Source organism: Synechococcus sp. W4D4, assembly GCF_047716805.1.
Classification (GTDB): Bacteria; Cyanobacteriota; Cyanobacteriia; order PCC-6307; family Cyanobiaceae; genus Vulcanococcus.
Map to the genome: position 1 here is coordinate 1146216 of NZ_CP180404.1, position 23907 is coordinate 1170122.

At 62.7% G+C, this 23907-nt stretch carries 26 protein-coding genes; 15 read left to right on the top strand and 11 right to left on the bottom strand.

The features are described 5' to 3' along the window. Positions 1 to 71 precede the first annotated feature (71 nt). Entirely contained in the window at positions 72 to 431 is a 360-nt protein-coding gene (locus ACLM42_RS06160) for a 2Fe-2S iron-sulfur cluster-binding protein (RefSeq protein WP_247912077.1), read from the top strand. Beyond that, complete coding sequence (locus tag ACLM42_RS06165) at positions 428 to 802, top strand: Spx/MgsR family RNA polymerase-binding regulatory protein (RefSeq protein ID WP_415400079.1); 375 nt, start codon at positions 428 to 430, stop codon at positions 800 to 802. Before ACLM42_RS06160 ends, ACLM42_RS06165 begins: the two co-directional genes overlap by 4 nt. Here the strand turns inward: ACLM42_RS06165 and ACLM42_RS06170 are convergent. Continuing rightward, positions 768 to 2261 carry a hypothetical protein gene (locus ACLM42_RS06170; protein WP_415400080.1) on the bottom strand — a complete coding sequence of 498 codons (1494 nt, stop codon included), beginning with the start codon at positions 2259 to 2261 and terminating at the stop codon, positions 768 to 770. The two genes, ACLM42_RS06165 and ACLM42_RS06170, sit on opposite strands and share 35 nt — an antisense overlap. A 62-nt stretch (positions 2262 to 2323) precedes the next feature. Here ACLM42_RS06170 and lepB point away from each other — a divergent pair, with 62 nt between their 5' ends. Then, positions 2324 to 3085, top strand: coding sequence for a signal peptidase I (gene lepB, locus ACLM42_RS06175; protein ID WP_415400081.1), 762 nt, complete (start codon positions 2324 to 2326; stop codon positions 3083 to 3085). Here lepB and ACLM42_RS06180 read toward each other — a convergent pair. Together ACLM42_RS06180 and ACLM42_RS06185 are read right to left on the bottom strand one after the other, a co-directional pair. Beyond that, entirely contained in the window at positions 3054 to 4331 is a 1278-nt protein-coding gene (locus ACLM42_RS06180; protein WP_415400082.1) for a dihydroorotase, read from the bottom strand. The two genes, lepB and ACLM42_RS06180, sit on opposite strands and share 32 nt — an antisense overlap. A gap of 30 nt (positions 4332 to 4361) precedes the next feature. Beyond that, positions 4362 to 5726 (bottom strand): histidine phosphatase family protein, encoded by a 1365-nt coding sequence (locus tag ACLM42_RS06185; protein ID WP_415400083.1) that lies wholly within the window; start codon positions 5724 to 5726, stop codon positions 4362 to 4364. Positions 5727 to 5822: 96 nt separating this feature from the next. On the opposite strand from ACLM42_RS06185, the gene ACLM42_RS06190 reads away from it, so the two are divergent. The 5 genes from ACLM42_RS06190 to ACLM42_RS06210 all read left to right on the top strand — a co-directional run bounded on the left by ACLM42_RS06190 (position 5823) and on the right by ACLM42_RS06210 (position 11221). After that, positions 5823 to 7232, top strand: coding sequence for a lysostaphin resistance A-like protein (locus tag ACLM42_RS06190; RefSeq protein WP_415400084.1), 1410 nt, complete (start codon positions 5823 to 5825; stop codon positions 7230 to 7232). A 53-nt stretch (positions 7233 to 7285) separates the two neighbouring features. Then, positions 7286 to 7738 (top strand): hypothetical protein, encoded by a 453-nt coding sequence (locus tag ACLM42_RS06195; RefSeq protein WP_247910774.1) that lies wholly within the window; start codon positions 7286 to 7288, stop codon positions 7736 to 7738. Further along, the gene (locus tag ACLM42_RS06200; RefSeq protein ID WP_415400085.1) at positions 7738 to 9555 is read left to right on the top strand and encodes a peptidoglycan D,D-transpeptidase FtsI family protein; all 1818 of its coding nucleotides are present in this window, start codon (positions 7738 to 7740) and stop codon (positions 9553 to 9555) included. Before ACLM42_RS06195 ends, ACLM42_RS06200 begins: the two co-directional genes overlap by 1 nt. Before the next feature lie 83 nt (positions 9556 to 9638). Further along, positions 9639 to 10808 carry a transaldolase gene (locus ACLM42_RS06205; RefSeq protein ID WP_247910772.1) on the top strand — a complete coding sequence of 390 codons (1170 nt, stop codon included), beginning with the start codon at positions 9639 to 9641 and terminating at the stop codon, positions 10806 to 10808. Between the two features lie 32 nt (positions 10809 to 10840). Beyond that, positions 10841 to 11221: a Crp/Fnr family transcriptional regulator gene (locus tag ACLM42_RS06210; RefSeq protein WP_247910771.1), complete on the top strand. Its 381-nt coding sequence runs from the start codon at positions 10841 to 10843 to the stop codon at positions 11219 to 11221. A gap of 4 nt (positions 11222 to 11225) precedes the next feature. On the opposite strand, the gene ACLM42_RS06215 is transcribed toward ACLM42_RS06210, so the two are convergent. Genes ACLM42_RS06215 through pyrH form a run of 3 tightly spaced genes read right to left on the bottom strand, consistent with a single transcriptional unit; the run spans position 11226 to position 13668 of the window. Next, positions 11226 to 12374, bottom strand: a complete 1149-nt coding sequence (locus ACLM42_RS06215) for an NAD(P)/FAD-dependent oxidoreductase (protein WP_415400086.1) — start codon at positions 12372 to 12374, stop codon at positions 11226 to 11228. Further along, a complete protein-coding gene (gene frr / locus ACLM42_RS06220; protein ID WP_247910769.1) occupies positions 12371 to 12910 on the bottom strand; it encodes a ribosome recycling factor in 540 nt (179 codons plus the stop codon). The genes ACLM42_RS06215 and frr overlap by 4 nt, the downstream gene beginning before the upstream one ends. A gap of 44 nt (positions 12911 to 12954) precedes the next feature. Next, entirely contained in the window at positions 12955 to 13668 is a 714-nt protein-coding gene (pyrH, locus tag ACLM42_RS06225) for a UMP kinase (protein WP_247910768.1), read from the bottom strand. A 101-nt stretch (positions 13669 to 13769) separates the two neighbouring features. Between pyrH and ACLM42_RS06230 the strand changes: the two genes are divergently transcribed. Continuing rightward, positions 13770 to 13976, top strand: a complete 207-nt coding sequence (locus ACLM42_RS06230) for a hypothetical protein (protein WP_247910767.1) — start codon at positions 13770 to 13772, stop codon at positions 13974 to 13976. Here the strand turns inward: ACLM42_RS06230 and cobO are convergent. Then, positions 13973 to 14596, bottom strand: coding sequence for a cob(I)yrinic acid a,c-diamide adenosyltransferase (gene cobO, locus ACLM42_RS06235; RefSeq protein ID WP_415400141.1), 624 nt, complete (start codon positions 14594 to 14596; stop codon positions 13973 to 13975). The genes ACLM42_RS06230 and cobO overlap by 4 nt on opposite strands. A gap of 80 nt (positions 14597 to 14676) precedes the next feature. Beyond that, a complete protein-coding gene (locus ACLM42_RS06240; RefSeq protein WP_415400142.1) occupies positions 14677 to 15729 on the bottom strand; it encodes a site-specific integrase in 1053 nt (350 codons plus the stop codon). A gap of 254 nt (positions 15730 to 15983) precedes the next feature. Between ACLM42_RS06240 and hemH the strand changes: the two genes are divergently transcribed. Genes hemH through ACLM42_RS06265 form a run of 5 tightly spaced genes read left to right on the top strand, consistent with a single transcriptional unit; the run spans position 15984 to position 20158 of the window. Beyond that, entirely contained in the window at positions 15984 to 17159 is a 1176-nt protein-coding gene (gene hemH / locus ACLM42_RS06245) for a ferrochelatase (RefSeq protein WP_247910766.1), read from the top strand. Next, complete coding sequence (locus tag ACLM42_RS06250) at positions 17128 to 17685, top strand: M23 family metallopeptidase (protein ID WP_415400087.1); 558 nt, start codon at positions 17128 to 17130, stop codon at positions 17683 to 17685. Before hemH ends, ACLM42_RS06250 begins: the two co-directional genes overlap by 32 nt. A gap of 35 nt (positions 17686 to 17720) precedes the next feature. Next, entirely contained in the window at positions 17721 to 19574 is a 1854-nt protein-coding gene (gene ilvB, locus ACLM42_RS06255; RefSeq protein ID WP_415400088.1) for a biosynthetic-type acetolactate synthase large subunit, read from the top strand. Between the two features lie 2 nt (positions 19575 to 19576). Beyond that, positions 19577 to 19939, top strand: coding sequence for a nuclease (locus ACLM42_RS06260; protein ID WP_415400089.1), 363 nt, complete (start codon positions 19577 to 19579; stop codon positions 19937 to 19939). A 6-nt stretch (positions 19940 to 19945) separates the two neighbouring features. After that, positions 19946 to 20158 carry a GIVxVP protein gene (locus ACLM42_RS06265; protein WP_415400090.1) on the top strand — a complete coding sequence of 71 codons (213 nt, stop codon included), beginning with the start codon at positions 19946 to 19948 and terminating at the stop codon, positions 20156 to 20158. Between the two features lie 13 nt (positions 20159 to 20171). On the opposite strand, the gene ACLM42_RS06270 is transcribed toward ACLM42_RS06265, so the two are convergent. Beyond that, positions 20172 to 20921 carry a Tic22 family protein gene (locus ACLM42_RS06270; protein ID WP_247910761.1) on the bottom strand — a complete coding sequence of 250 codons (750 nt, stop codon included), beginning with the start codon at positions 20919 to 20921 and terminating at the stop codon, positions 20172 to 20174. 89 nt (positions 20922 to 21010) lie between these two features. Continuing rightward, positions 21011 to 21742, bottom strand: a complete 732-nt coding sequence (locus tag ACLM42_RS06275) for an MBL fold metallo-hydrolase (protein WP_415400091.1) — start codon at positions 21740 to 21742, stop codon at positions 21011 to 21013. An 87-nt stretch (positions 21743 to 21829) separates the two neighbouring features. Here ACLM42_RS06275 and ACLM42_RS06280 point away from each other — a divergent pair, with 87 nt between their 5' ends. Continuing rightward, positions 21830 to 23524, top strand: a complete 1695-nt coding sequence (locus ACLM42_RS06280; protein WP_415400092.1) for an NAD(P)/FAD-dependent oxidoreductase — start codon at positions 21830 to 21832, stop codon at positions 23522 to 23524. Here the strand turns inward: ACLM42_RS06280 and ACLM42_RS06285 are convergent. Next, positions 23463 to 23828 carry an AbrB family transcriptional regulator gene (locus ACLM42_RS06285; RefSeq protein WP_247910759.1) on the bottom strand — a complete coding sequence of 122 codons (366 nt, stop codon included), beginning with the start codon at positions 23826 to 23828 and terminating at the stop codon, positions 23463 to 23465. The two genes, ACLM42_RS06280 and ACLM42_RS06285, sit on opposite strands and share 62 nt — an antisense overlap. Positions 23829 to 23907: the final 79 nt, after the last annotated feature.

Sequence of the window (23907 nt, forward strand, 5' to 3'; positions counted from 1 at the left end):
CCGAACCAAACAACGTCAAGGTTCGTCGCCGGCCGGTTAAGTTTGTCGGCGCCGAAGATCCCCGCCCGACCGTGCCCACCATCCGTTTTGAACAGGAAGGCCAGCAGGTCGGATGCATCGAGGGAGCCAACCTTCGCAAGGCGGCCGTCGACGCAGGGGTGAACCCCTACGGCGGTCTGAATAATCTCAATAACTGCGGTGGCGTCGGTCAGTGCGGCACCTGCGTTGTTGAGGTGGTTGAAGGAATGCAAAACCTGTCACCCCGCAGCGACGTCGAGCAGGTTTACCTGGCTGACCGTCCCGCCAACTACCGCCTGAGCTGCCGCACCACCGTCAATGGTGATGTGACGGTGAGAACCCGTCCCCAAGGTGGCACCGGCAGCGGCTCCAACAGCCTCGTGGGCGCCATCAAGAGCCTGCTGGGCAAGTGAGCACTGGCCGTCTACGGCTCTTCAGTTATTCCAAATGCGGTACCTGCCGCAAAGCCCTGAACTGGCTTGACCAGCAGGGCTTTTCTGTTGCGAAGGGCAACCTCGATCTAGTCGACATCACCTTGGAGCCTCCCAGCCTCGAGGAACTTCAGCTGGCTTACAACAGCGTTGGTCGAAAGCGCCTGTTCAACACAAGTGGGCAGAGCTACCGCGCCCTTGGTGCTGCGGCTGTAGCTGCTCTGAGCGACGAGGAGGCCCTGGCAGCTCTGGCCGCCGATGGGAAACTCATCAAGCGTCCCTTTGCGATGACGGAGTCAGGCTCGGTCCTGGTGGGCTTCAAGCCTGAGGAGTGGCAGGCGGCTCTGGGGTAACGGGGACAGGCGCCGTCAACTCGTCGAGCTCCTCCATCAAGGCACCGATTCCGGCACGGTTGACCTGAGCCAGGTAGTTCAGCTTCACCTGCTGCAGTAGGCCGCAGAGCAGCTCCTGGCTTCGCTCCAGGGTGTCCCCGCGCTCCAGGGCCGCTGCCAGCTCTTCCCAGAAGCGATCGCCAAAGCGCTGGAGCAGTTCCGCTTGCCGGTCATCGTTCTGTGCCAAACGGTCCGCCGTTGTCCTGGACAGCTCAACCACCGTCTCCACCATGCTGGCGGTGAGTTGCCGCGCCAGGGCCGAAGGAACCACCGCACCCCCAGGAACCTCCCGCAGACTTTGCTCCAGTGCATGACTGAGCAGGGATTGGAGTTCCGGGGTCAACCGCGGGGTGACCTGACCGAGGACCATCGGGCCCCACAGCTGCAGCAAGCCCAACAGGGGCTGCTCGAGCTGTGGCGGGAGGGCACTCACACTCTGATGGCTGCGCAGGCTCCGAATCATGCGAGGCCACTGGGGCGAGCGAATCAGCGATTGGGTGCCATCCACCAGCTGCAGGGCCAGCACCTCAAAGAGCTCCAAGGCCAACAGTGAGACCACACCGCGGCTGATGACAGCCCGAAGCGGCTCAACATTGATCATCCCGGCCTGACTCAAGCGCTCCACCACCGGAGCCAGCCGCATCCAGCGCCAAAAGGGGAGCAACAGAGGAAGGTCGATCCAGCGCCGCAGCAGCGCATCTCGCCAACTCAAGCCGGGAAAGCGACGCCGCAAACGCAGCATCCTCAGCAGGATGTCAAAGGCGAAGACGCTCTGGAATAGGAGCAGGTCATAGCGCCAGAAGTGATCACTCGGGCGTCCGTTCTCATCAATCGAGCGCCAGTAGCTCGTCGCCACCAACGGCAGGATCTGCTGCTGCCAGAAGCGGCGTTCCTCCTCCCAGGTGTTCCGTTGGAGCCAGCGATCGGAGAGCAGGCGTTCCGCGGACTGCTTCGCAGAGTCCAACCCAGCACGCTGGCGCAGGCGGTTCTTGATCTTCTCCAGGGTGCCGCTGTTGCCGGAGGCGGCGAAGGGATTCTCATTGATCATCGCCTCGGTCAGCGCCACCTGTTGGCGACGCAGCTGAGCCGAACTGGTCAACGAAGTAGACCGAGCAAGGGCTGCATCCAGTTGCTCGAAGTGCTGCAGGTAAGCCTGGGTCTCCCGATGGGGCTCAATGCCCTTCACCGGGTCATAGAGGGGGGTGATATTGGGCAAGACCTTCAGAGGGACCACCAGGGGCACCTGCGGAATCGGGGTCAGATTCCGTTGCAACCAGAAGGTGCGAAAGGGCACATAGGTGATGTCAAAGACCACCCAGACCAAATTGACCGTGGCCCATAGGGCAATGGTCCGATCCCAGATCAACCAGCTGCGCGCCGCGGCGGTTCGCTGAACGGACAACCAACGCGGACGAACCATCGAGTAAGCGAGGGGACCGACCTAATCTTCCCTAGCCGAACCCCAAGCTGGCAGCCCCGTCCTTGTCCTCGCACGATCCAACACAAGCTGCCAGCAGCAAAACCGAGGGCTCCGAGCCTGAACCTGGAGGGAAACAACCACCCCAAGAAAGTCCCTGGGTCTTCTGGAGAGGGGTCTTGATCACCCTCGGCGTAGCCCTGGGCGTCCGCCACTACGTCCTGGAGGCCCGCTACATCCCCTCCGGCTCAATGCTCCCGGGACTACAGCTGCAGGATCGGCTGCTGGTGGAGAAACTCTCCCTACAGAGCCGAGCGCCCAAACGGGGAGAGATCGTGGTTTTCCATGCCCCCCACCACTTCGATCCAGTCCTCAGCGCCGATCGAAGCGTGGGTCCCCTGGGCTGCGTCCTCGCGCACCTACCGATTGTCAACAGCATCCCGGGGGTCGCCGATCCGGCCTGTGACGCCTACATCAAACGCGTGGTGGCCGTCTCCGGTGATCGGGTCGTCATCAATCCCCGGGGAGAGGTCAACGTCAACGGCAGCTGGCTCAAGGAGCCGTACGTAACGAACTACTGCCCTGTCAATGCGCTGGGAATGGGGCAGTGCAGGACCCTCAACGCCGTTGTTCCCCCAGGCCATGTCCTCGTGCTGGGCGACAACCGCGCCAACAGTTGGGATGGTCGCTTCTGGCCAGGTGGTGCTTTTCTCCCAGAGAAAGAAATTATTGGGCGGGCCTTCTGGCGCTTCTGGCCTCTGTCGACCTCCGGTGCGCTGACCAGCAGCGATCCGCTCAGGAGATCCAGCGCCAAAGCTGGGGGTTGAGCCCCGTCGCCAGCACTTGCCCCTTGAGGGTTGCTCTAGCCATGGGCTGGTTGGCGGCCAAGGGCGCATAGCAATCCTCCTGCGCCGTCCAAACGTGCTGGGGATCAAACAGCAACCAGCGATCCGTCCCCAATTGCAGCTTGGGAGGCTCCAGACCAAGCAGGTCGGCGGGGCCAAAACAGAGAACCTGCCAAAGCTGCTCCGCACTCCAGCCATCACCCTCCACCAGCTCCTGCCAAAGAGCAGGGAGAACGAAGCGATGGCCCGCCACTCCAGGCCGGCGCTGATCCACGGGAAGCAACTGCTCCTCGGGATCGAGGGCTTGATGATGAACCGCCACCGCCGACAGCAGTCCCTCTCGCAATCCTTCCTTTAGCCGCTGACGGTCCTGGGCTGATCCCAGTGGCGGCTCCACCCGCCAGCCCTCCTCAATCGGGGCCAAGTTGGCCGAATCCGCCAGGAGATGCCACCAACAAACCGTGGCGACGGGCCGCTGCTCCGCCGCCATGGAGCCGAGGAGGTCCACCGCTTCAGCAGTGGACAGATTCATCAGTTGCAGACGACAGGAGGGGTAGCGCGCTGCCAAGGCCAACAGGTTGCGCAGGGGCAGACTTTCGCTGGTGATGGGATCCATGGGCCATCCCGCCCGCAGAGCCTCAACCCCCTCCCTGACGAAGCCCTCCTGGGCGAGGGTCCTGTCCCGAGGCGCCAGGAGAACTGGAGCCTGATCCATTTCCGCCAGGCTGAGTCCCCGCTCGAGCAACGGCAGGGAAGGGGTTTGAGCGCCATCGGCCAAGCCCAGAGCTCCGCTGGCCAATTGATCACCATGGGGGGCCAGCTCAAGGCCGGCTCCCGACAGGCTGAAACTGCCCCAGAGCAACAGTTCCAGTCCCTGTCCCTGAGGGACGCGCAGGGCCTGCAGCCGCTCGGGGGAATCGCGCCAAGGGCTCGCATCGGGCAAGAGGGCGACGGTGCCATAGCCCGCCGCAATGGCAGAACGCTCGAGGGATGCCCGGGTTTCACCCACCCCATGGAGGGGATCGTCCAAACACGAATGGGGATCCACCAGGGAAGGGGCTAACAGCAGCCCGGAGGCATCGATCACCGGGCAGGGATGATCCCGGCAACCCTCACCCCATGCAGCGATCCGACCCTCCTCCATCCGCACGTCGGTGCGGCGCGGCGCCTGGCCCGGTCCCTCCAACAGCTGAACCTGGCGCAGCACCAGGGCTTGGGGGAGAGACATCGGCATCGTCAACGCTGGGGGCAATGGCGATCAGAGGGCGCCGGCAGCGGTGCGGTCGATCACCCCTCCAAGATGCGCCGTCTGGTTCAAACAAACCACCACCGGAGCTTGATCGGCTCCATTGGGGTAGTCGATCACGGTGACTCCGCCGTTGCCCTGTTTGACAGCCCAGATGTCCGCTGGAGTCAGTCCGAGCAAGGCGCAAAGAATGGTCTTGTTCACGGCATCGTGGGCGACCACCAAGGCAGTCTCCTCACTGGACAGGCTCGCCGCAATGGTGTTCCAGCCCTTCAGGGAGCGCTCCCAGACGTCCTGGATGGTTTCCCCATCGGGCATCTGCACGGTTTCAGGTGCCCGTTTCCAATTCGCCAGCAGCTCTGCCCAGGTGGCGGAGATCTCCTCCTCCAGACGGCCCTCCCACTCGCCGTGACCAATCTCCACCAGATCCGAGACGCTGGTGAGAGGGACCCCTGGGTGGTGCTTCAGGATCCCCTCCGCCGTCTGGCGAGGGCGGGACATGGAGCTGGTGTAGGCCCGATCAAAGCTCAGCTTCCGCAAAAACTCACCCGCGGCGGCGGCCTGGGCCCAGCCGTTCTCGTTTAAGGGGATATCGATCTGTCCCTGGAAACGCCCTTGGCGATTCCAATTGGTCTCTCCATGGCGCACCAGGAGCAGGCGGGGACCCTGACCTTTGCTCGGCAAGCTGCTGGCACAGACCTCTCGCTGCAGGTGAGTGGTGCCATTGAGAGATTCGATCTGAACGGCCCAGGGTTTGGTGGGCGAACCCGAGGGAGCCGGGCTGACGTTGAAGACCGACAGCGAGGCGTTCTCTAAACGGAGACGACGGAAACCGGAGGCATCCAGGCCCAGCAAGGCGAGCACCAGGCACCGCAGGATCGCGTTATGGCCCACCACCAGAACGGTCTGACTGTCGGCGGCAGCCGGATCGTGGGCTGCCAGCAAATGGGCCAAGAAGCGCTGGGCCTGGGCCATCAACTCAGGGATCGGCGCATAGGCCGTCCCGTCGGAGCGGTGCAGCTGGAGCAGCTCTGGCTGCTGCTTCCAGGTGGCGTAATCCTTGCGGAACTGGGCCTGAACCTCCGTGCTCAACAGGCCGCTCCAAGGCGACAGGTCCACCTCGAGCAGGTCGTCGCTCAGCTGCAGATCCAGGCTGGATCCCTGCGCGGCCAGCAGTGCCGTTGCGGTGTCGTGGGCTCGCCGCAGCGGCGAGCTGTAGGCCGCGTCAATGGTCAAACCCCGCAGGGCCTCTCCGGTCGCCAATGCCTGCTTGGCACCCACCTCGGTCAGGCTTGAGAGGTCATCTCTGCCCTGGATGCGGTGCTCGAGGTTGAAGCTGCTCAGGCCGTGGCGAACCAGCAGGATCCGGAGGGACACGGGCACTTCCTTAACGAAAAGGCATCGTATTGGAGTGATCTGTGGGCCCTCCTCGGGCCGACAGAATGCCCGCATTGACATCCACGGGGCAGTGGGGTGAGCGCGGAACACGAGTCCAACAGTCCAACCCGCCAGGAGACCCCCAACTGGAAATCAGCCCTGGCACTCGTCAGCCTGGCGCTCAGCCTGTTGCTCTGGCTGAACGGTCTTCTCAGCAGCTTGGAGCGCCCCTCCGTTGGCGACGACCTCAGTCGCCGCCAGCTGGAGCTGACCGTGCTTGCCCAGGGGAACCTAAGCGAACCGATCCGTCCGCTGGTGAGCTCCAGCGATCCACTGCAATCGCTCAAAGAGAGCCTGAAGGTCGCCATTAACAGCAACGAGGAGGAGGGACGCAATCCATCCCCTGACCTCTTGCTTGAGCAAGCGCTGCTGCTGCAGCGAACAGGGGATGGGAATCAGGCCAAGGCCCTGTTGGATCGCCTCCAAACCGGAGCAGGGGAACACCGGTCCATCGCAGCCGCCCTTCTCAAACCGGAGCAGCACAGCAGACGGGATCGGGAGGAACTACTCGCTCAGCTGAAGGGATCCACCCTGCTGCGTCAATGGACCTGCGAGGCACTGCTCGGGGAGGGAGCCTGCAACGGGGGGCAGGTGGCTCGCCGGGCCAGCCTTCAGCTGCTGGCTGTCACATTGCTTCCGGCACTGGGGCTGATCGCAGGCATCGCCTTGCTGCTGCGCGAGCTCTGGCGCCGCTGGCGCGGAAAAGCCCCAGCAGCTCCACCTTGGCAAGGCCCCAACCTGTCCGGGATTGACACCGTCTTGTTGGTAGCCGGCGGCTTTGTCGTCGTCGGTTCGCTGATCACACCACTGCTGGTGGCACCGCTGCTGACCCGCCTGCTGCAGGACTTACCGATCAATGCAGTGCTCAAACAGGGCATCAGCGTCGTTGCCCTCTATGGCGCCTTGATGGCCGGGCCACTTCTGATCCTGCGGATGCTGCTGAAGCCCCTGGGGCCAGCCCCCCAGGGGGGCTGGCTGCAATTTCGTTGGTCTCCGTCCCAGCTCTGTTTGAGCCAAGCCCTCAAGGGCTTTTTGATGGTGCTGCCCTTGGTGAGCCTGGTCGGCTGGCTGCAGGGACAAGTTTTTGGCGACCCCGGTGGCAGTAATCCCCTGCTCGAGCTGGTTCTCAATGGGCACAACGTCCCAGCCCTGGCGTGCTTTGGGGTCACCGCCATCGTGATGGCCCCCCTGTTTGAAGAGACGATTTTTCGCGGCGTGCTGTTGCCCGTTGCCGCCCGCTACTGGGGATCGGGCTGGGGTGTTGTGGCCAGCGCCGCGGTCTTTGCGGTGGCCCATTCCAGCCTCGGAGAATTCCCGCCACTGATGGTTTTAGGGCTCGGCTTGGGCTGGCTGCGCTGGCGCAGCGGACGGCTCGGGAGCTGCGTGCTGATGCACGCCCTCTGGAACAGCCTGACGTTCTTCAATCTTGTTGTGCTGGGTTGGTGAAAACCCACTTGCTGGAAGCGCTCTCGCGTGGTTGACTTGCGCAGCACGCATTGATGTTTGTGGTTGCCGTTCAGCTCCAACAGAGCAACCGAGCGCAGGGCAACCGCTCCAGCCGATCGCTTGAGCTGATTCAAGGCTCACTGCTGGCTCGCAAGCTCGATCGCCAAGCCCCATGGCTTGGGAACCTGCACCGCATCGCCGATGGAAGCCTGGTCGGCCTGGGGGTCGCGGTGGTCGGCCTGAGCGCCTTAACCCTTCACTGGCAAGGCCGCTGGACGAGCAGTTTTCAGTCTCTAGAAGCCACCCAGCGGTTGGAGCACCGCCTGCAGGACTCGGCTGCGATGCTCGAGCAGCACCACCTCTCCATGACCCGCAAACCAAGCCTCCTGGAACCCACCAGCAGCGAAAAGCTGGTGTACGTCGCTCCACCGGCCAGCTCCTCGGGCCCGAGCTTTGAAGCCTTGCTGGCCCAGGTCAACCCGGGCCAAATTCTGCCCGGGTACTGATGGGATCACTGGGGCTGCAAGGCCGCCGCACCCCTGCACCACGGGACGATCGGCGACGCAGACGGAACCACGTCGTGGACTTTCAGCCCGTGCCGTCGCGTCGGCTCTGGGTTGTCTACGGACTGTTAGCAGCGGGGCTCAGTGGCCTCGCCCTTCGCCTGGCTTGGGTTCAAGTCATTCAGGGCAACGAGCTCCTGAATCGCGCCCGGGCGATCCAGACCCAGACGATCACGCCCTTGGGCAGGCGCAGGACCATCGTTGATCGACAGGGACGCCTGGTGGCCCTGGACGAAGAGCGCTTCACCCTCTGGGCCCACCCCCGCTACTTCTCCTTCCCTGGAGATGACATCGGACGACTGCGCAGTCCCCTGGATGTGGCACGCAAGCTCTCCCCCGTGCTCGCCAAGCCGATGGGCGAGTTACTCAAGGCCATGGATGGCCGCAAATCCGGGGTCAAGCTCGCCAGCGAGCTGGATCCTGAAACCGCCCAGCGGGTGCGGGAACTCGGCATCAGCGGTGTCGACCTGGAGGCTTATCCCCAACGCGTCTACCCGCAAGCCGGACTGTTCGCCAATGTCGTCGGCTTTCTCAACCTCGAGCGCATCCCGCAAGCCGGACTCGAACAGAGCCGTGATCGCGACCTGCGTCGCCAAGAAGCCTCACGAAGCCTCCGGCGCGGAGCCGATGGGACGCCACTCCCCGACGGCCTGAAGCCAGGAGTGCTCTACGGCGATGACCTCAAGTTGCAGCTCACCCTTGATGCCCGACTGCAACAAGTCGCCCAGATGGCGTTGGCCAAACAGGTCAAGAAGTGGAAGGCCACACGGGGGGCGGCCCTGGTGATGGATGTCAGCAATGGTGAACTGCTGACCCTGGCCTCCACACCGACCTACAACCCCAATCAGTTCTGGAAATTCAAACCTGGGTTATTCCGCGAGTGGTCGGTGCAAGACCTCTATGAGCCTGGCTCAACCTTTAAACCGATCAACCTGGCGATCGCCTTGCAGGAAAACGCCATTGATCCCTCCGGCAAGGTCAATGATTCTGGCCAACTCACCATTGGCGGCTGGCCGATCTTTAACCACGACCGCAAAGGCAATGGGGTGATCGACTTCCCCACGGTGCTGCAGGTCTCAAGCAACGTCGGCATGGTCCAGGCCATGCGGCGCGTTCAGCCCTCACGGTTCTGGCATTGGCTCCAGACCCTCGGGATCGACAACACCCCCGATACCGACCTGCCGGGCGCCGTTGCGGGCCAGCTGAAGTCCCTCGAGACCTTCAAGACCCAACCGATCGAACCGGCCACGGCAGCCTTCGGGCAGGGATTCAACCTCACACCGCTGAAACTGATTCAGCTGCACGCGATGTTGGCCAACGGCGGCCGGCTGGTCAGTCCCCACATCACTCGGGGACTCCGCTCCGGTGATGACCTCGCTAGCGCCCCACCAGCCTCTGGCGTCCAACTCATCCGACCGGCGATCGCGCAGACCGTCCTGAATTGGATGGAGACCGTGGTGGAGAAAGGCAGTGGCCGTGGCGTTCAAATCCCTGGCCACCGCATTGGCGGAAAAACAGGCACAGCGCAAAAAGCTCGCAATGGGGTCTACGTCCCAGGCGCCAAGATCACGAGCTTCATCGCCCATCTGCCGATCAACAAACCGCGCTACGTCGTGTTGGTCGTCATCGATGAACCCAAAGGCGAGAACGCCTATGGCTCAACCGTGGCAGTCCCCGTGGCCAAGCAAATCATCGAAGCCTTGCTGGTGCTGGAGAAAATCCCCCCCACCCGTTCGGTTCCAACCACAGCAAGGCAGTAGGCCTCAATCAGTGACCGCTTGGTGACAACAGGGTTCTGTCCCCGTTCTGCATCGCTAGTTTGAAATCACGTTTGGTGCCCGGCATGGCCAATCTCCTCGACCAACTGGCCGCGATGACGGTTGTGGTCGCCGATACCGGTGATATCGATGCGATCCAACAGTTCACGCCCCGGGATGCCACCACCAACCCATCGCTGATCCTGGCTGCAGCTCAAATCCCGGCCTACCAAAACCTGATCGACACCTCCCTACGGGAATCCCGCGAAGTCTGCGGGCCCTCAGCTCCCGCTGAAGAAGTGGTGCGTGAAGCCCTCGATGAGATCTGCGTCACCTTTGGCAAAGAGATCCTGAAAATCGTGCCAGGCAGGGTCTCCACCGAAGTGGATGCGCGCCTGAGCTTTGACACTGAGGCCACGATCACCAAAGCCCGGAAACTGATTGGCCTCTACCGCCAAGCCGGCATAAACCGCGATCGCGTGCTGATCAAGATCGCCTCGACCTGGGAGGGGATCAAAGCCGCCGAAGTGCTCGAGAAAGAGGGTATTCACTGCAACCTCACCCTGCTCTTCAGTTTTGCCCAGGCCGTAGCTGCGGCTGAAGCCGGAGCCACCTTGATCTCCCCCTTCGTCGGTCGCATCCTCGACTGGTACAAGAAAAGCACCGGCCGCGAAAGCTATCCCGGCCATGAGGACCCTGGTGTTCTCTCGGTCACCAAGATCTTCAACTACTTCAAAACCTTCGGCTACAAAACCGAGGTCATGGGTGCGAGCTTCCGCAATATTGACGAAATCATCGAATTGGCGGGCTGTGATCTACTCACCATCTCGCCCAAGCTCCTTGACCAACTGCGCAACACCCAGGGCGATTTACATCGCAAATTAAATCCATTTGACCCAGCCACCACCGAGCAGCAGATTCATCTCGATGCTCAAGGGTTCAAGGTGATGATGGCCGAGGACCAGATGGCGACTGAAAAACTGGATGAAGGCATCCGGGGATTCACCAAAGCCATCGAAACCCTGGAAGCCCAGCTCGCCCACCGCTTGGGAGAACTCGAAGGAGCCGGGGCTTTTCAACATGCGGCCCAGGAAATCTTCCTGCTCAACGACCTCGATGGCGATGGTTGTATCACCCGCGAGGAGTGGCTTGGAACCGATGCCGTCTTTGATGCGCTGGACACCGATCACGATGGACGTCTTTTGCCCAACGACATCCGAGGCGGGCTCGGTGCTGCTCTCGCCATCAATAACTGACCTAAAGTTCCACCCTCAAAGTTAGATCCTGCGTGAACGCCCTCGAAACCATGCGCGCCCTGGCGAGCCAAGGCGAGGTGCTTCACGCTCCAGCTGGTGGGTCGATTTTTGCTTCGGGTGAAACCGGTGACTGCATGTTCGGCGTTCTTGAGGGAACCGTCGAACTCACCTGGAATGACGAGGTCGGCCATGAGGTGATCAAGGCCGGTGATGTCTTTGGGGCCGGCGCTCTGGTGACAGCCGAGCACCGCCGCTATGGCAACGCCAAGGCAGTCAGTGACTGCAAACTGCTGAAGATGAACCGCGAGAAGTTTCTCTTCGCCGTGCAGGAGTCCCCGATGTTTGCCATCGAGCTACTGGGCTCGATCGATCAACGCCTCAGACAACTCAAGGACTGCACGAAGGTGGGCTGAGGGTTCAGCCCCTCTGGAAGAGCAACCGTTTGATGACGCGCTGGGCGATATCCCCATAACCCATCTCCCCTGACAGGATCTGAGCAATCCGTTGCGGTGCGGTCGGGCGCTTGATCCCCAGTTGGTAACCCACCTTGGGGACCCGGTAAAAAACTTGCGCAATGCGACGCCCCCAGGCCATGGAGTCTCCCCAGTGCTGGCGCATCTCGGCGCTGTACTGGGCCAGGGCCTTCTGTTGCTCATCGGACGCTGAAGAGCCCAGGTAGCGATCGACTGCCTCTGCCGCGCGAACTCCGCTTATCAGTGCTGGCCGCAACCCTTCCGCCAAAAAGGGGTCACAGAGCGAAGCGGCATCGCCAACCACCACCGCCCCTGGGACATGCAGCGGATAGTGACCATCCCAGACCCGAAGAGGAGAACGCCGTCTCAAGCCAGCATCAGAGGGCAGACCCAACGCTGGCAGCAGTTCAGCCAAGACCGCATCGGCATCCGCCGCGTCGCGGCCAATGAAGGTGCCGACACCAATGCTGTAGCCGCCTTGCCGAGGAAAGGCCCAGCAGAAGCCATGGCGCACGAGTCCGAATTCAAATCGAGCCGTGTCGCTCTCTAGGACATCAGCATCCACCTCGACCGCCAAGGCCTCCGCAAAGCGCGGCTGACTGGGACCAAGGCCCAAGGGAGCGGCAAAACGTGAATTGGAGCCATCAGCGATCACCACAGCTCGCGCCCGGTAGCCATCGCCCCTGGATTCCAGCATCCATTGATCGCCGTCGCGCTGGATCGACGAGACTTCGGAGCCATCCAGCAGCTCAGCGCCCTCTGCCACAGCCTGCTGGACGAGGTAGTGATCGAGCTTGGAGCGCTGGACGATCCAGAAGGGTGAATCACCAGGCAGGACCGCCACCACCGGATCCTCCAGGCACCAGGTGAATTTCACCTGGGTGATCACTCGATCAACGGCCGGCTGCAGGTCAAAGGGAAACCAGCGCTGCACCGAAGCCGCCATCCCGCCACCGCAGGGCTTGGCACGGGGCAAGGACTGAGCGTCCAAAAGGAGAACCCGGCGTCCACGGGCCGCCAGGTGATAAGCCGCCGATGCGCCGGCAGCACCGGCACCGACAACGGCAACATCAAAACAATGCTGTTGGCTCACACCTTGAGGATGTCTGCTTCCTTATCCGCCAGGAGTTTCTCGATCTCAGCGATGAACTTGTCGGTGAGCTTCTGGACCTTGTCCTGCTCATCGCGACTCTGATCTTCAGAGAACTCCCCTTCCTTCTCCTGCTTTTTCACCTTGTCGATGGCATCGCGGCGAACGTTGCGCAGGGCAACCTTGCCTTCCTCGGCATACTTCGCCGCCAGCTTGCAGAGCTCCTTACGGCGATCCTCGGTGAGGGGCGGAATGTTGATGCGAATCAACTTGCCGTCGTTGTTGCACGTCAATCCGAGATCGCTCATGGCGATCGCCTTTTCGATCAGAGCCAAGGAGCTCATGTCGAACGGCTGAAGTTGGATGGTGGTCGAGTCCGGCGTGCTGATGGTGGCCAAGGACTTCAGCGGCGTATCAGCGCCGTAGTACTCCACCTGGATCTTGTCTAGCAGCGATGCATTCGCCCGGCCGGTACGAATCGTGTTGAAGGTGCGCTGGGTGGAATCCACCGACTTGCGCATGCTGGCTTCGAGATCCATGGCGAGAAAAAGGCGTCGCTGAAGGAGAGAACTGGGCCGACCCGTCAGGCCGAAGGAAGAATGCTGGTGCCGATGGGTTCACCGCGCACAGCCCGGCCGATGTTGCCGGTGCCGAACAGATCAAACACCACAATTGGGATGGCGTTGTCCTTACAGAGGGCGATGGCCGTGCTGTCCATCACCTCTAGCTCTTTGCTGAGGACATCCATGAACGAGAGGCTTTCGTAGCGCACGGCGTCGGCGTACTTGTTGGGGTCCTTGTCATAGACACCATCAACCTTCGTGGCCTTGAAGACCACATCAGCCCCGATCTCGGCCGCCCGCAATGCAGCGGTGGTGTCCGTGGTGAAGAAGGGATTGCCCGTACCCGCGGCAAAGATCACCACGCGCCCCTTCTCCATGTGCCGAATGGCCTTGCGGCGGATGTAGGGCTCAGCCACCTCTTGCATGGAAATGGCGCTCTGGACCCGGGTGGGGATGCCTGCCCGCTCCAGTCCGTCCTGGAGGGTGATGGCATTCATCACCGTGGCCAGCATTCCGACGTAGTCAGCGGTCGCCCGGTCCATGCCCGCCGCTGAACCTTTTAGACCGCGGAAGATGTTGCCCCCGCCCACCACGATTGCCAACTGACTCCCGTCAGCGACCACAGCAGCAACGTCCTTGGCGATCGCATCAACAACCGCAGGATCGATGCCGTAACCCTGCTCGCCCATCAGGGCTTCGCCACTGAGCTTCAGCAACACGCGCTGATAGGCCATCCCTTCGTGCTGCAGGTTCGATGGCCGAACAGTAGCAAGCGTGAGATCCCTTGCCGACGCTGGCCAGGAGCGCTTCGATGACCAACAGATGGGAGTGATGGATGGACAGGCATCAAGACCAACCCATTCCCCCCGGCGCCTCGAGCCGCAGCGGCCTGATGGCCCGCCTGACCCTCTCAGCGGTTGAACAGCTCACCGAAGACCCCAATGCCTGGCGCGAGCCGGTCGTCCATCGGGCTCTGTTGATCAGTGGACTTTCAGTGCTGATGAGCGCCTTGGCCACCGTGCAGGCCAATGCCAGTCCCTAAAACTCGATTCCGGCCTGGGCTTTAACCCCCTGCTCTCGGAAGGGATGGCGCACCAACTTCATCTCGGTCACCAGGTCAGCCCGCTCAATCAAGGCCGGCGGAGCCCCGCGGCCGGTCAGCGCCACATGGGTTAAGGGGGGCCGCAGGTTGAGGCCCTCCAGCAGAACCTCTAGGTCGAGGTAACCCAATTTCAGGGCCACGTTGACCTCATCCAGGAGCACCAACTTGCGATTGGGATCCGCGAGGTAATCGCAAGAGCGATTCCAGGCCTGCTGCACCAAGGCACGGTCGCGCTCGCGGTCCTGGGTTTCCCAGGTAAATCCCTCACCGAGGGCATGCCAATGCAGCGACTCCCCAAAAACTTCGAGGGCTTTGGCCTCACCGGGATGCCAGCCCCCCTTAATGAACTGCACCACCGCCACCTGCTCCCCGTGGCCCAAGGTCCGGAGCACGAGCCCCAGTCCCGCGGTGGTCTTGCCCTTGCCATCGCCGGTGAAGACCAGCACCAACCCCTTCTCTAAGGAGCGCTCACCAACCCGCTGCTGCTGCACTTCCTTCCGCCGGGCCATGCGTCGCTGGTAGGCATCAGCCGTTGCCTCAGGGGCCAGGTCACCTCCCATCCCCAATTCCGATGCCGTCTGGTCAAGGGCGTTGGGATCCGGCACAGCAAGGGGCACGTGGTGGGTCCAATCTGCCAAGGTCAGGCCGCCGCCGCCTGATGACGCGCCAGGGCAGTGTCCACCGCCTGCTGTTGGTCCCGGCGCGTGATCCAGTGGTGATAGGTGCGGGTGTGGATCGCCACCGAGTGCCCCATCATTCGCGCCGCCACGGTGTCCGGCAGGCCGATGTGAATGGTGCGAACTGCCCAGGCATGGCGCAGGTCGTAGGGGGTTAACGGCAGCGCGTAGCGGCGGAACTGCTCGGCCACCCGACGTCCGACCTGCTGAAGGGTGGTGCGGCGCAGATCGGTACACACCACCGGCAGCAGCTGACGCTGGGCCCCCAGTTGCTCCAGACCAAAGCGCTCCACCCACTCCGGGCGAAAGGGCCAGACCTGGTGCTCGCCGGTCTTGCTCGTGGGCAGGACCCGGATGACCCGATCACCCCCCGGGGCCAAAGCGGAGAGATCGCTGAAGAAGACCTCGTGGTTGCGCAGGCCATAGGTCGCCATCAGGCCATAGGCCAAACGCCATGCGGGATTGGGAATGCGCTCAATCCACTCGAGAATCTGCAGATCACTCGGGAGCTGGCGGAATTGGGCAGCATGGAGGCCATAGCCAGCCGCTCGCTCACTCCAGTCAGCGGGCAACTCCAACCCTTCCGCCCGGGCTAGGGCCGCCAGGGTCGTGCCGCATTGCTGACGCCCCCGCGAGGCCAGGGGATAACTCTCAAGAACAGCCTCGAGGAGCGGAAAGCCCCAGGACAGTTCCTGATCCTGAGCCAGGCGCTCGAGGCGTCTGAGATAGGGCAAATAGGCACTGCTCCAGGTGGTCCGTGCGCCAGAAGGATTGCGGCGGCGGCGCGGATCGTTAAAAAACGCCAGCTCAAAATGCTCCAGTCGCACCGCGACGGGCGTGGCCGTGACGGGATGCGACCGCTCTCCCGTTGTGCCGTCCGTTGGCTTGGGGCTAGCCACCCAATCCCGCCAGCAGAAGCGCTGCTGCTGGAGCTGTTGCAGCACAAGCCTCAGTTGGGAGCGGGCCTGCTCCAAGCCGGCCATGTCTGCATCGAGGCCGAGACTGATTCGCTGCACGCGTTGGGACGGTCCACCGTTGCGGCAGGGGAGGGGGCCCCTGAGGCCCAAGCGGGAGCCACGGCGCTCAAGCCGGAGCGACACCCCGCTGGCGGCCAGCAGCGCGTTGTGATCCCGAAGGGCCAGATCGAGGCGTTCGAGGCTGATCTCGAGACCAATGCGGGCCGGCCGACCTTATCGAGACTGAGCGGTAGCGACCAGCCCCAGGCCGGCAGCGTTACGCTCGCGCTTGTTGTTGTCCGGTGCAACGGGGCATGGCCAAGGTCGGCGTGGTGTTGCTGAACCTCGGCGGCCCTGAGCGCATTCAGGACGTCGGACCCTTCCTCTACAACCTCTTCGCGGACCCGGAAATCATCCGGCTACCCAATCCCGCACTCCAGAAGCCCCTCGCCTGGTTGATCAGCTCCCTGCGTGCTGGCAAGTCGCAAGCCGCCTACCGCTCCATCGGTGGCGGCTCACCGCTGCGTCGCATCACCGAGCAGCAGGCACGCGAGCTCCAGAGCACCCTCCGCCAACGCGGCATTGAGGCCACCAGCTATGTGGCCATGCGCTACTGGCATCCCTTCACCGAATCGGCCGTCGCCGACATCAAGGCCGATGGGATCGATGAGGTCGTCGTCCTTCCCCTCTATCCACACTTCTCCATCAGCACCAGCGGCTCCAGCTTCCGCGAACTGCAACGCCTGCGTCAGGGCGATCCCTCCTTCTCCAAACTCCCCATCCGCTGCATCCGCAGCTACTACAACGACCCCGGCTACATCGGCGCCATGGCCGAACTCATCGGCAAAGAAATCCAGGCCTGCCCCAACCCCCCTGACGCCCACGTCTTCTTCTCCGCCCACGGCGTACCCAAGAGCTACGTCGAGGAAGCCGGTGATCCCTATCAAAAGGAGATCGAAACCTGCGCCCAGCTGATCATGGACAAGCTGGCCGCTGATCTCGGCCACACCAATCCCTTCACCCTGGCCTACCAAAGCCGCGTCGGGCCGGTGGAATGGCTCAAGCCCTACACCGACGACGCCCTCAACGAACTCGGTGAATCCGGCGTCAAGGACCTCGTCGTCGTCCCGATCAGCTTTGTCAGCGAGCACATCGAAACCCTCGAGGAAATCGATATCGAATACCGCGAAATCGCAACGGAAGCCGGCATCACCAACTTCCGACGCGTTCCCGCTCTCGACACCACACCGTCCTTTATCAACGGTCTGGCCAACCTCGTCCAACACGCCCTAGAAGGACCAGAAGTCAACCTCGATCAAGCCGCCGCTCTTCCCACACAGGTCAAGCTCTACCCCCAAGACAAGTGGGCCTGGGGATGGAACAACAGCTCAGAGGTCTGGAACGGTCGCTTGGCAATGCTCGGCTTCTCCGCTTTCCTGCTCGAGTTGCTCAGCGGTCGTGGGCCTCTTCATTCCATCGGCTTGCTTTAAACCAGGGCTGCTGGCTGCTGCCCTGCTGCTGGCGACTTCTGCCCAGGCCAACCCCTGGCGCAAAGCGCGTTTTCCCGTCCCGCAATTCAGCGGCTACACCAGCCATTTCGGCCTCAGGCCGAGCGGATCAGGCAGCTCGAGACACCATCAGGGCCTTGACATCGCCGCACCCCTGGGGTCGCCAGTCCTCAACTGGTGGGCTGGCCGAGTGGAACGGCTGATCAACGACGGGAGCTGCGGCATCGGGCTTGTCATGCGCTCCGGTGCCTACGAGCACCTGTACTGCCATCTGCAGGGGAGCGTGGAGGGGGGCACCCTGCGCAGCGGAGAGGTGAATCTGCGGCAGGGCACCTGGCTCCATGCGGGTGAGCCCCTTGGCACCATTGGAATCAGCGGCCGCAGCAGCGGGCCCCACCTGCATTGGGGCGTGAAGCTGGGAGAACGCTGGCTCGACCCCGTGGTCGTGCTTCACGCAATGGCTGACGCCAGGCGACTGGAAACACCTATTTCTCGGGCCAGACCTTAGGGTGACGAGATCTGAAAACGCTGTCCGCCGCCGCCGTGACCGTGACGTCCGTTTCGCAAGCGGCCACCGCCGCTGAACACTCCGCCCCGACCCGGGTGAGTGGCGGCTACGCCCTCATGGATGCTCTGCGACGCCATGGCGTCGAAACCATCTTCGGCTATCCCGGCGGCGCGATTCTCCCCATTTACGACGAGCTCCACAAGGCCGAGTCCCGGGGATGGCTGAAGCACGTGCTGGTGCGCCACGAACAGGGCGGAACCCACGCAGCCGATGCCTACGCACGGGCCACCGGAAAGGTGGGGGTCTGCTTTGGCACCTCCGGTCCAGGGGCCACCAACTTGGTCACGGGCATTGCCACCGCCCACATGGACTCCGTGCCCATGGTGGTGATTACGGGACAAGTCCCCCGGGCGGCCATCGGCACGGATGCCTTCCAAGAGACCGACATCTTCGGCATCACCCTGCCGATCGTGAAGCACTCCTGGGTGGTGCGCGATCCACGGGACATTGCCCGCATTGTCTCGGAGGCCTTCTTGATCGCCTCCACCGGCCGGCCGGGCCCTGTCCTGATCGACGTGCCCAAGGACGTGGGCATCGAGGAGTTTGACTACGTGCCGGTGGAACCAGGCGCTGCCATTCCCCCCGGCTTCAAGATCCCCCCTGCTGCGGCACCAAGCGCCATCGAGGCAGCGCTCGAGCTGATTCGCAACGCCAGGCGCCCCCTTCTCTACGTCGGTGGGGGTGCCATCAGTAGCGGTGCCCACGCGGAAATCCACGCCCTGGCGGAGCGTTTCAGGCTGCCGGTGACCACGACCTTGATGGGGAAGGGTGCCTTTGATGAGCTCCACCCCCTCTCGGTGGGGATGCTCGGCATGCACGGGACCGCCTATGCAAACTTCGCTGTCACCGACTGCGACCTGTTGATCGCTGCGGGTGCTCGCTTTGACGATCGCGTCACCGGCCGCCTGGATGGCTTCGCCCCCCGGGCCCAGGTCATCCACATCGATATTGATGCGGCCGAGATGGGCAAGACCCGTCTACCGGACGTGGCCGTGGTGTCCGACGTCAAACAAGCCGTTGAAGCCCTGCTGGCCGCCTCGAGCCAAGAAGACTCCCGCGGCCGCACCGAGGCGTGGCTCGAGCGAATCGCGCAGTGGAAGCAGCACTACCCCCTGGTGGTGCCCGCCCCCGAAGGAGATGTCGCCCCCCAGGAGGTGGTGTCGATGCTGCAAGAGCTCTCCCCTCAAGCGTTCTTCACCACGGATGTCGGACAGCACCAGATGTGGGCGGCCCAATTCCTCCACACCCTTCCCCGGCGTTGGATCAGCTCCGCAGGCCTAGGCACCATGGGCTTCGGCATGCCAGCGGCCATGGGGGTGCAGTGCGCCTTCCCTGATGAACCCGTGATCTGTGTGGCCGGCGACGCGAGCATCCTGATGAACATCCAGGAGCTCGGCACCCTCAGCCAGTACCACCTTCCCGTGAAGGTGGTGGTGCTCAACAACGGCTGGCAGGGGATGGTGCGCCAGTGGCAAGAAAGTTTCTACGGCGAGCGCTACAGCGCCTCTGAGATGACCGGAGGCATGCCGAACTTCCCAGCGGTCGCTGAAGCCTTTGGGGTCAAAGGGTTCCAAATCCAGAGCCGGGATGAGCTGCGCTCAACACTGGCCGAAGCCCTCGCCCACCCCGGTCCTGCCTTTATTGAAGTGAAGGTGCGCCGCAACGAGAACTGCTATCCGATGGTGCCCCCTGGTGCCAGCAACGCCCAAATGGTGGGTCTCCCCTCCCATCCAGAACTGGCAATCGACACCAATCGCGAGTGCCATAGCTGCCACCAAAGCACGTCCAGCACAAGCCTGTACTGCCCCAACTGCGGCGCCAAGCTGTGAGCATGGCGCTGATCCCTCGCTTGATCTGCGCTGCAGCGGCGGCTTGTCTGCTGCTCTGGCCTGGCCAAGTCCTGGCGGCGGAAGTTCTCCAGGTGCGAAGCGGGAATCTGCTCCAGATCGGTGACCGAAACCGCAACTACAGCGTTCAGCTGGCCTGCGTGGTGGTTGATCCAGCCGATGACGCCGCGGCCGTCGACTGGATTCGCAAGCAACTACCCCGGCGCAGCAAGGTCAACTTGAGACCGACCGGCAGTGCTGATGGCGTCCTGATCGCCCACATCAACCACCTGGATGGCCAAGGCAACCATGACCTGGGCGCGGAGTTAATTGAGTCCGGCCTAGCCTCCAACTCCGGATCCTGCTGAAGACCTTTGGGTATCAATCGGGCAGCGAAAGGCATCGTCTTGGTGCCCACCCTGTTGCTGGGAAGCGCCTTTCTTGCGACGGCCGTTTGGGGACCAGCGGCGGCCGGAGAGAACAAACAACTCGCCATCGTGGTGGGCTGCGTCTTGATCGCCGCTGGGTTGCTGGCTCAACTGATGCCGGAACCTGAACCCGAGGTCAGGGCTGACGAGAAACCCTGACCTCCCCTGAGCGCTACTGAGCAGGGGTGGACTGGGCCTTGGTCCTGCCCTCCTCAACGAGGCGGAAGTACTCGCGGGTCGGGAAGATCACAAAGCTGTCTTCCTTCGCTTTGCTGATCTGGGAGAGCACTGCTGTCAGATCAGCGACCTTGGGCTTGAGCTTGCTGCGTTCGGCCGCAGGCACATTGGCGAGCGCCTTCTGCAGCTCGTCATAACTCAGGAAGAACACTCCACGAGGTCCATCGGGGGTGTTGAGAGTGAGGAAGGGCTGGGTGAAGAACACAGCGACATTGAGCCCCTTCTTGATCTCCTCGTCGCTCAGTCCCTCCTTCTTGAGCAGGGTGTAGGCCTGCTTGATATCGGCGTCGTTCATCACCACTGGAGCCACCAGCGGCTTGCTTTTGTCCTTGAGCTGCTTATTGAGCTCAACCACCTTTTCGTTCATCACGTTGAGAGGAACGGGGGTGACACTCGCCTTGAGGCTCGGGTTTGACTTCAGCAGTGCCTTGAGTTCGGTATTGGCCCGATCACTCTCGAGGTAAAGCGGCAAGACCAAGGCCTCATCCCGGGGAATGGGCAGGGGAATGCCATTGGCATCGGTGATCACGAACACCGGAATCACCTGAAGCTTCTTGATCGCCTCGGCTTCTGGAATCGCCAACGCTGGAGCCGCAGCCATGGCGCCCAGAACAGCCACAGGGGCCAGCAATGAGGCCGCTTGACGACCCATCGGCTTCAACCAAGCGGGAAAGCGCGAGAGCATGCGACCCAGGAGGAAAGGTCAACCCTAGTCAGAACCCAGCGAAGCCCCCAGCCAATCAGGACGGTGTGGCCCATGACCACTCCCCAGCCTCAGGCCCCCAGGGCGTAACGCTGTCCAGGCACAGGATCAATGACCTGCGCCGCTGAACCCACAGCCTGCTGAGCCTCCGCCAAGGTCCCTTTCTGCCAGAGCCATCGGTTGAGCCATCCACTGAAGCGCACCTCTCCCCCGGTCGTACTGGCCAGGACCTTGCGCGGAGAGAAGCGCTGCACCAGCTCAGGCAACACGGTTTGACCGCGCACAAAAGCGCCGGCCACGGGTAGCCCCAGATCGACCACCGGAGTGATCACCGCATCGAGGGCTTCGGGAGCGACCTCGGCGGAGAGATAACCGTGGGGCTCGAGATAGAGGCTGGCTTCGGGGTGGCGCAGCAGGTAGCCGTTCTCGACTTGGGGCACCGGTGCGCCAGCCGTGGCCTCGATGCGCAGGTCACCAAAGACCGTGATCTCACCAGGGCGTAGGCCCGTGACCTGCTCGAAGCCCAATTGCTGCACCTTCTTCGCTGCCGCCATTGACCCCACCACGGGCAAGGACCGGGGCAGCAGCGCCAGGGTCTCGGGATGGGCATGGTCATCCAGCCCCTGAGTCAGCAGGAGCAAATCGAGATCAGCCGGCAGCTCCAGCGACTGGGATAACTGACCCTGAAAAAACCATGGCCCCGGAGGGAAGACCAGGGGGCCCCGGAACCAGGGGTCCACCAGCACCCTCAGTCCCGACCAGTCCAGCAACCAGCCATTAGCCCCGAAGTAGGTCGCTTCCACAGCTTCAACGCAACGTCTGGCGAGGCTAGGCAGCCCAAACGAGAGCAGTGCGGTGCTGGAATACAGCAACCAGGCTCAGGACAAGTGGTGCTGCGACTGAGCGAACTGAAGCTGCCACTCGATCACGAGGAGACAGATCTCGCTCCAGCCATCTGCAAACGTCTCAAGATCGATCCAGCGGAACTGCAGTCGCACCGCGTGGTCAAAGAAAGCGTCGACGCCCGGCGGAAGTCAGCGATTCAGATCGCCTACAGCCTGGAGCTGCAGCTCCCACCTGAGCTGGAGCGGCAACTGCTCAAACGCTTCAAGCGCGATCCTCACCTCCAACCGGCGAGCGAGACCCGCTATCAGCTGGTGGCCCAGGCCAGCCCAGACACACCAGCTCCCCTCCGGCCCGTAGTGGTCGGGGCCGGTCCCTGCGGCTACTTCTGTGCACTCATCCTCGCGGAGATGGGGCTCAAACCCCTGCTGCTGGAGCGAGGGAAACCGGTCAAGGAGCGAACAGCAGACACCTTTGGTTTCTGGAAAGGAACCCTGACGTTTAACCCCGAATCCAATGCGCAATTTGGAGAAGGTGGAGCGGGCACCTTCTCCGACGGAAAGCTCTACAGCCAAGTCCGAGACCCAAAGCACCTGGGTCGCAAAGTGCTGGAGGAACTGGTGGCGGCTGGAGCCAATCCAGAAATCCTGGTTAAACACCACCCCCATATCGGCACCTTCAAGTTGGCCACGGTGGTCCGGGGCTTGCGCAGCAAGATCACGGCCCTGGGTGGAGAGATTCAGTTCGAGAGCCGGGTCAGCAAGCTCTGCTTTGAGCAGGTTCATGGAACCAGGCGCCTCAGTGGTGTTGAGCTCGCGAGCGGGGAGAGCATCCCGGCGCGGCAGGTGGTGCTGGCGGTTGGCCATAGCGCTCGAGACACCTTCGCCATGCTCCATGAGCAGGGGGTGAGCCTTGAGCGAAAAGCCTTCTCCGTGGGCTTCCGCATCGAGCACCCACAACCCCTGATCGACGCCGCCCGCTGGGGGGACTGCGCCGGCCACCCGCGTCTTGGGGCCGCGGAATACAAGCTGGTCAAACACGTCAGCAACGGGCGCTGCGTCTACAGCTTCTGCATGTGCCCAGGTGGTCTGGTGGTGGGGGCCACCTCTGAAGTGGGACGGGTCGTCACCAACGGGATGAGTCAGCACTCCCGCAATGAGCGCAACGCCAACAGCGGCATCGTCGTCAATGTCGAAACCGAAGACGTCGAGAGCTACGGCGCCTATCCCGGCGACCCCTTGGCGGGCATTGCCTTCCAACGGCACTGGGAGGCCAAGGCCTTCGAGCTGGGCGGGAGCACCTATGCCGCTCCTGGGCAACGGCTCGGGGACTTTCTTGCCCCTACGGCGGAGCCACCGGCTGAGCTGGGGGTGGTCAAACCCTCCTACAGCCCCGGGGTAGTGCCTGCGGATCTGGGTCAGGCCTTACCTGCGTTTGTGATCGAAGCCCTTCGGGAGGCCCTGCCGCAGTTCAACCAGTCCATTCCCGGCTACGCCATGGATGATGCGCTGCTAACAGGCGTTGAAACCCGCACCTCCTCACCGGTGCGCATTCCCAGAACAAAAGCCCTGGAGAGCGTGAACACTCCAGGGCTTTATCCAGCTGGAGAGGGGGCCGGCTTCGCCGGCGGAATCCTCTCTGCTGCGATGGATGGCATCCGCGTCGCGGAGGCCCTTGGCCTCACTCTTCTTCGTCAGGAGCGCCCAGGGGCACCAGGCGAATCTGCTTGCGACCCAGCTTGATCTCGAACTCATCACCGGGCTTGAGGTCCAGCAAGGCGGTGTAGGCCTTGCCCACCATCAGGTTGCCGTTGAACTGAATCTTGGTGGTGAAGCTGAGCTTGCGGCCACCCTTGCCAACCTTCGCGCTGGAACCGCCAAAATCCACGCCCTTCGCGTTGAGCAGGGCCTCATAGAACGCCGTGAAATTGAGACGCTCGCTTCCATCTTTCTTGGTGGACACATATCCACAGGCGCGAACAACATCGGATTTGCTCACGTCGCCCATTTCTTTGACCTTGGCGAGGAGATCAGCTCCGGTGAGCATGAGATTGATAGTTATGCAACTTCTGCATCATCACACCCAGCGGTCGATTCAGCAAGACTGAATTTTCCCCAACTGCGAT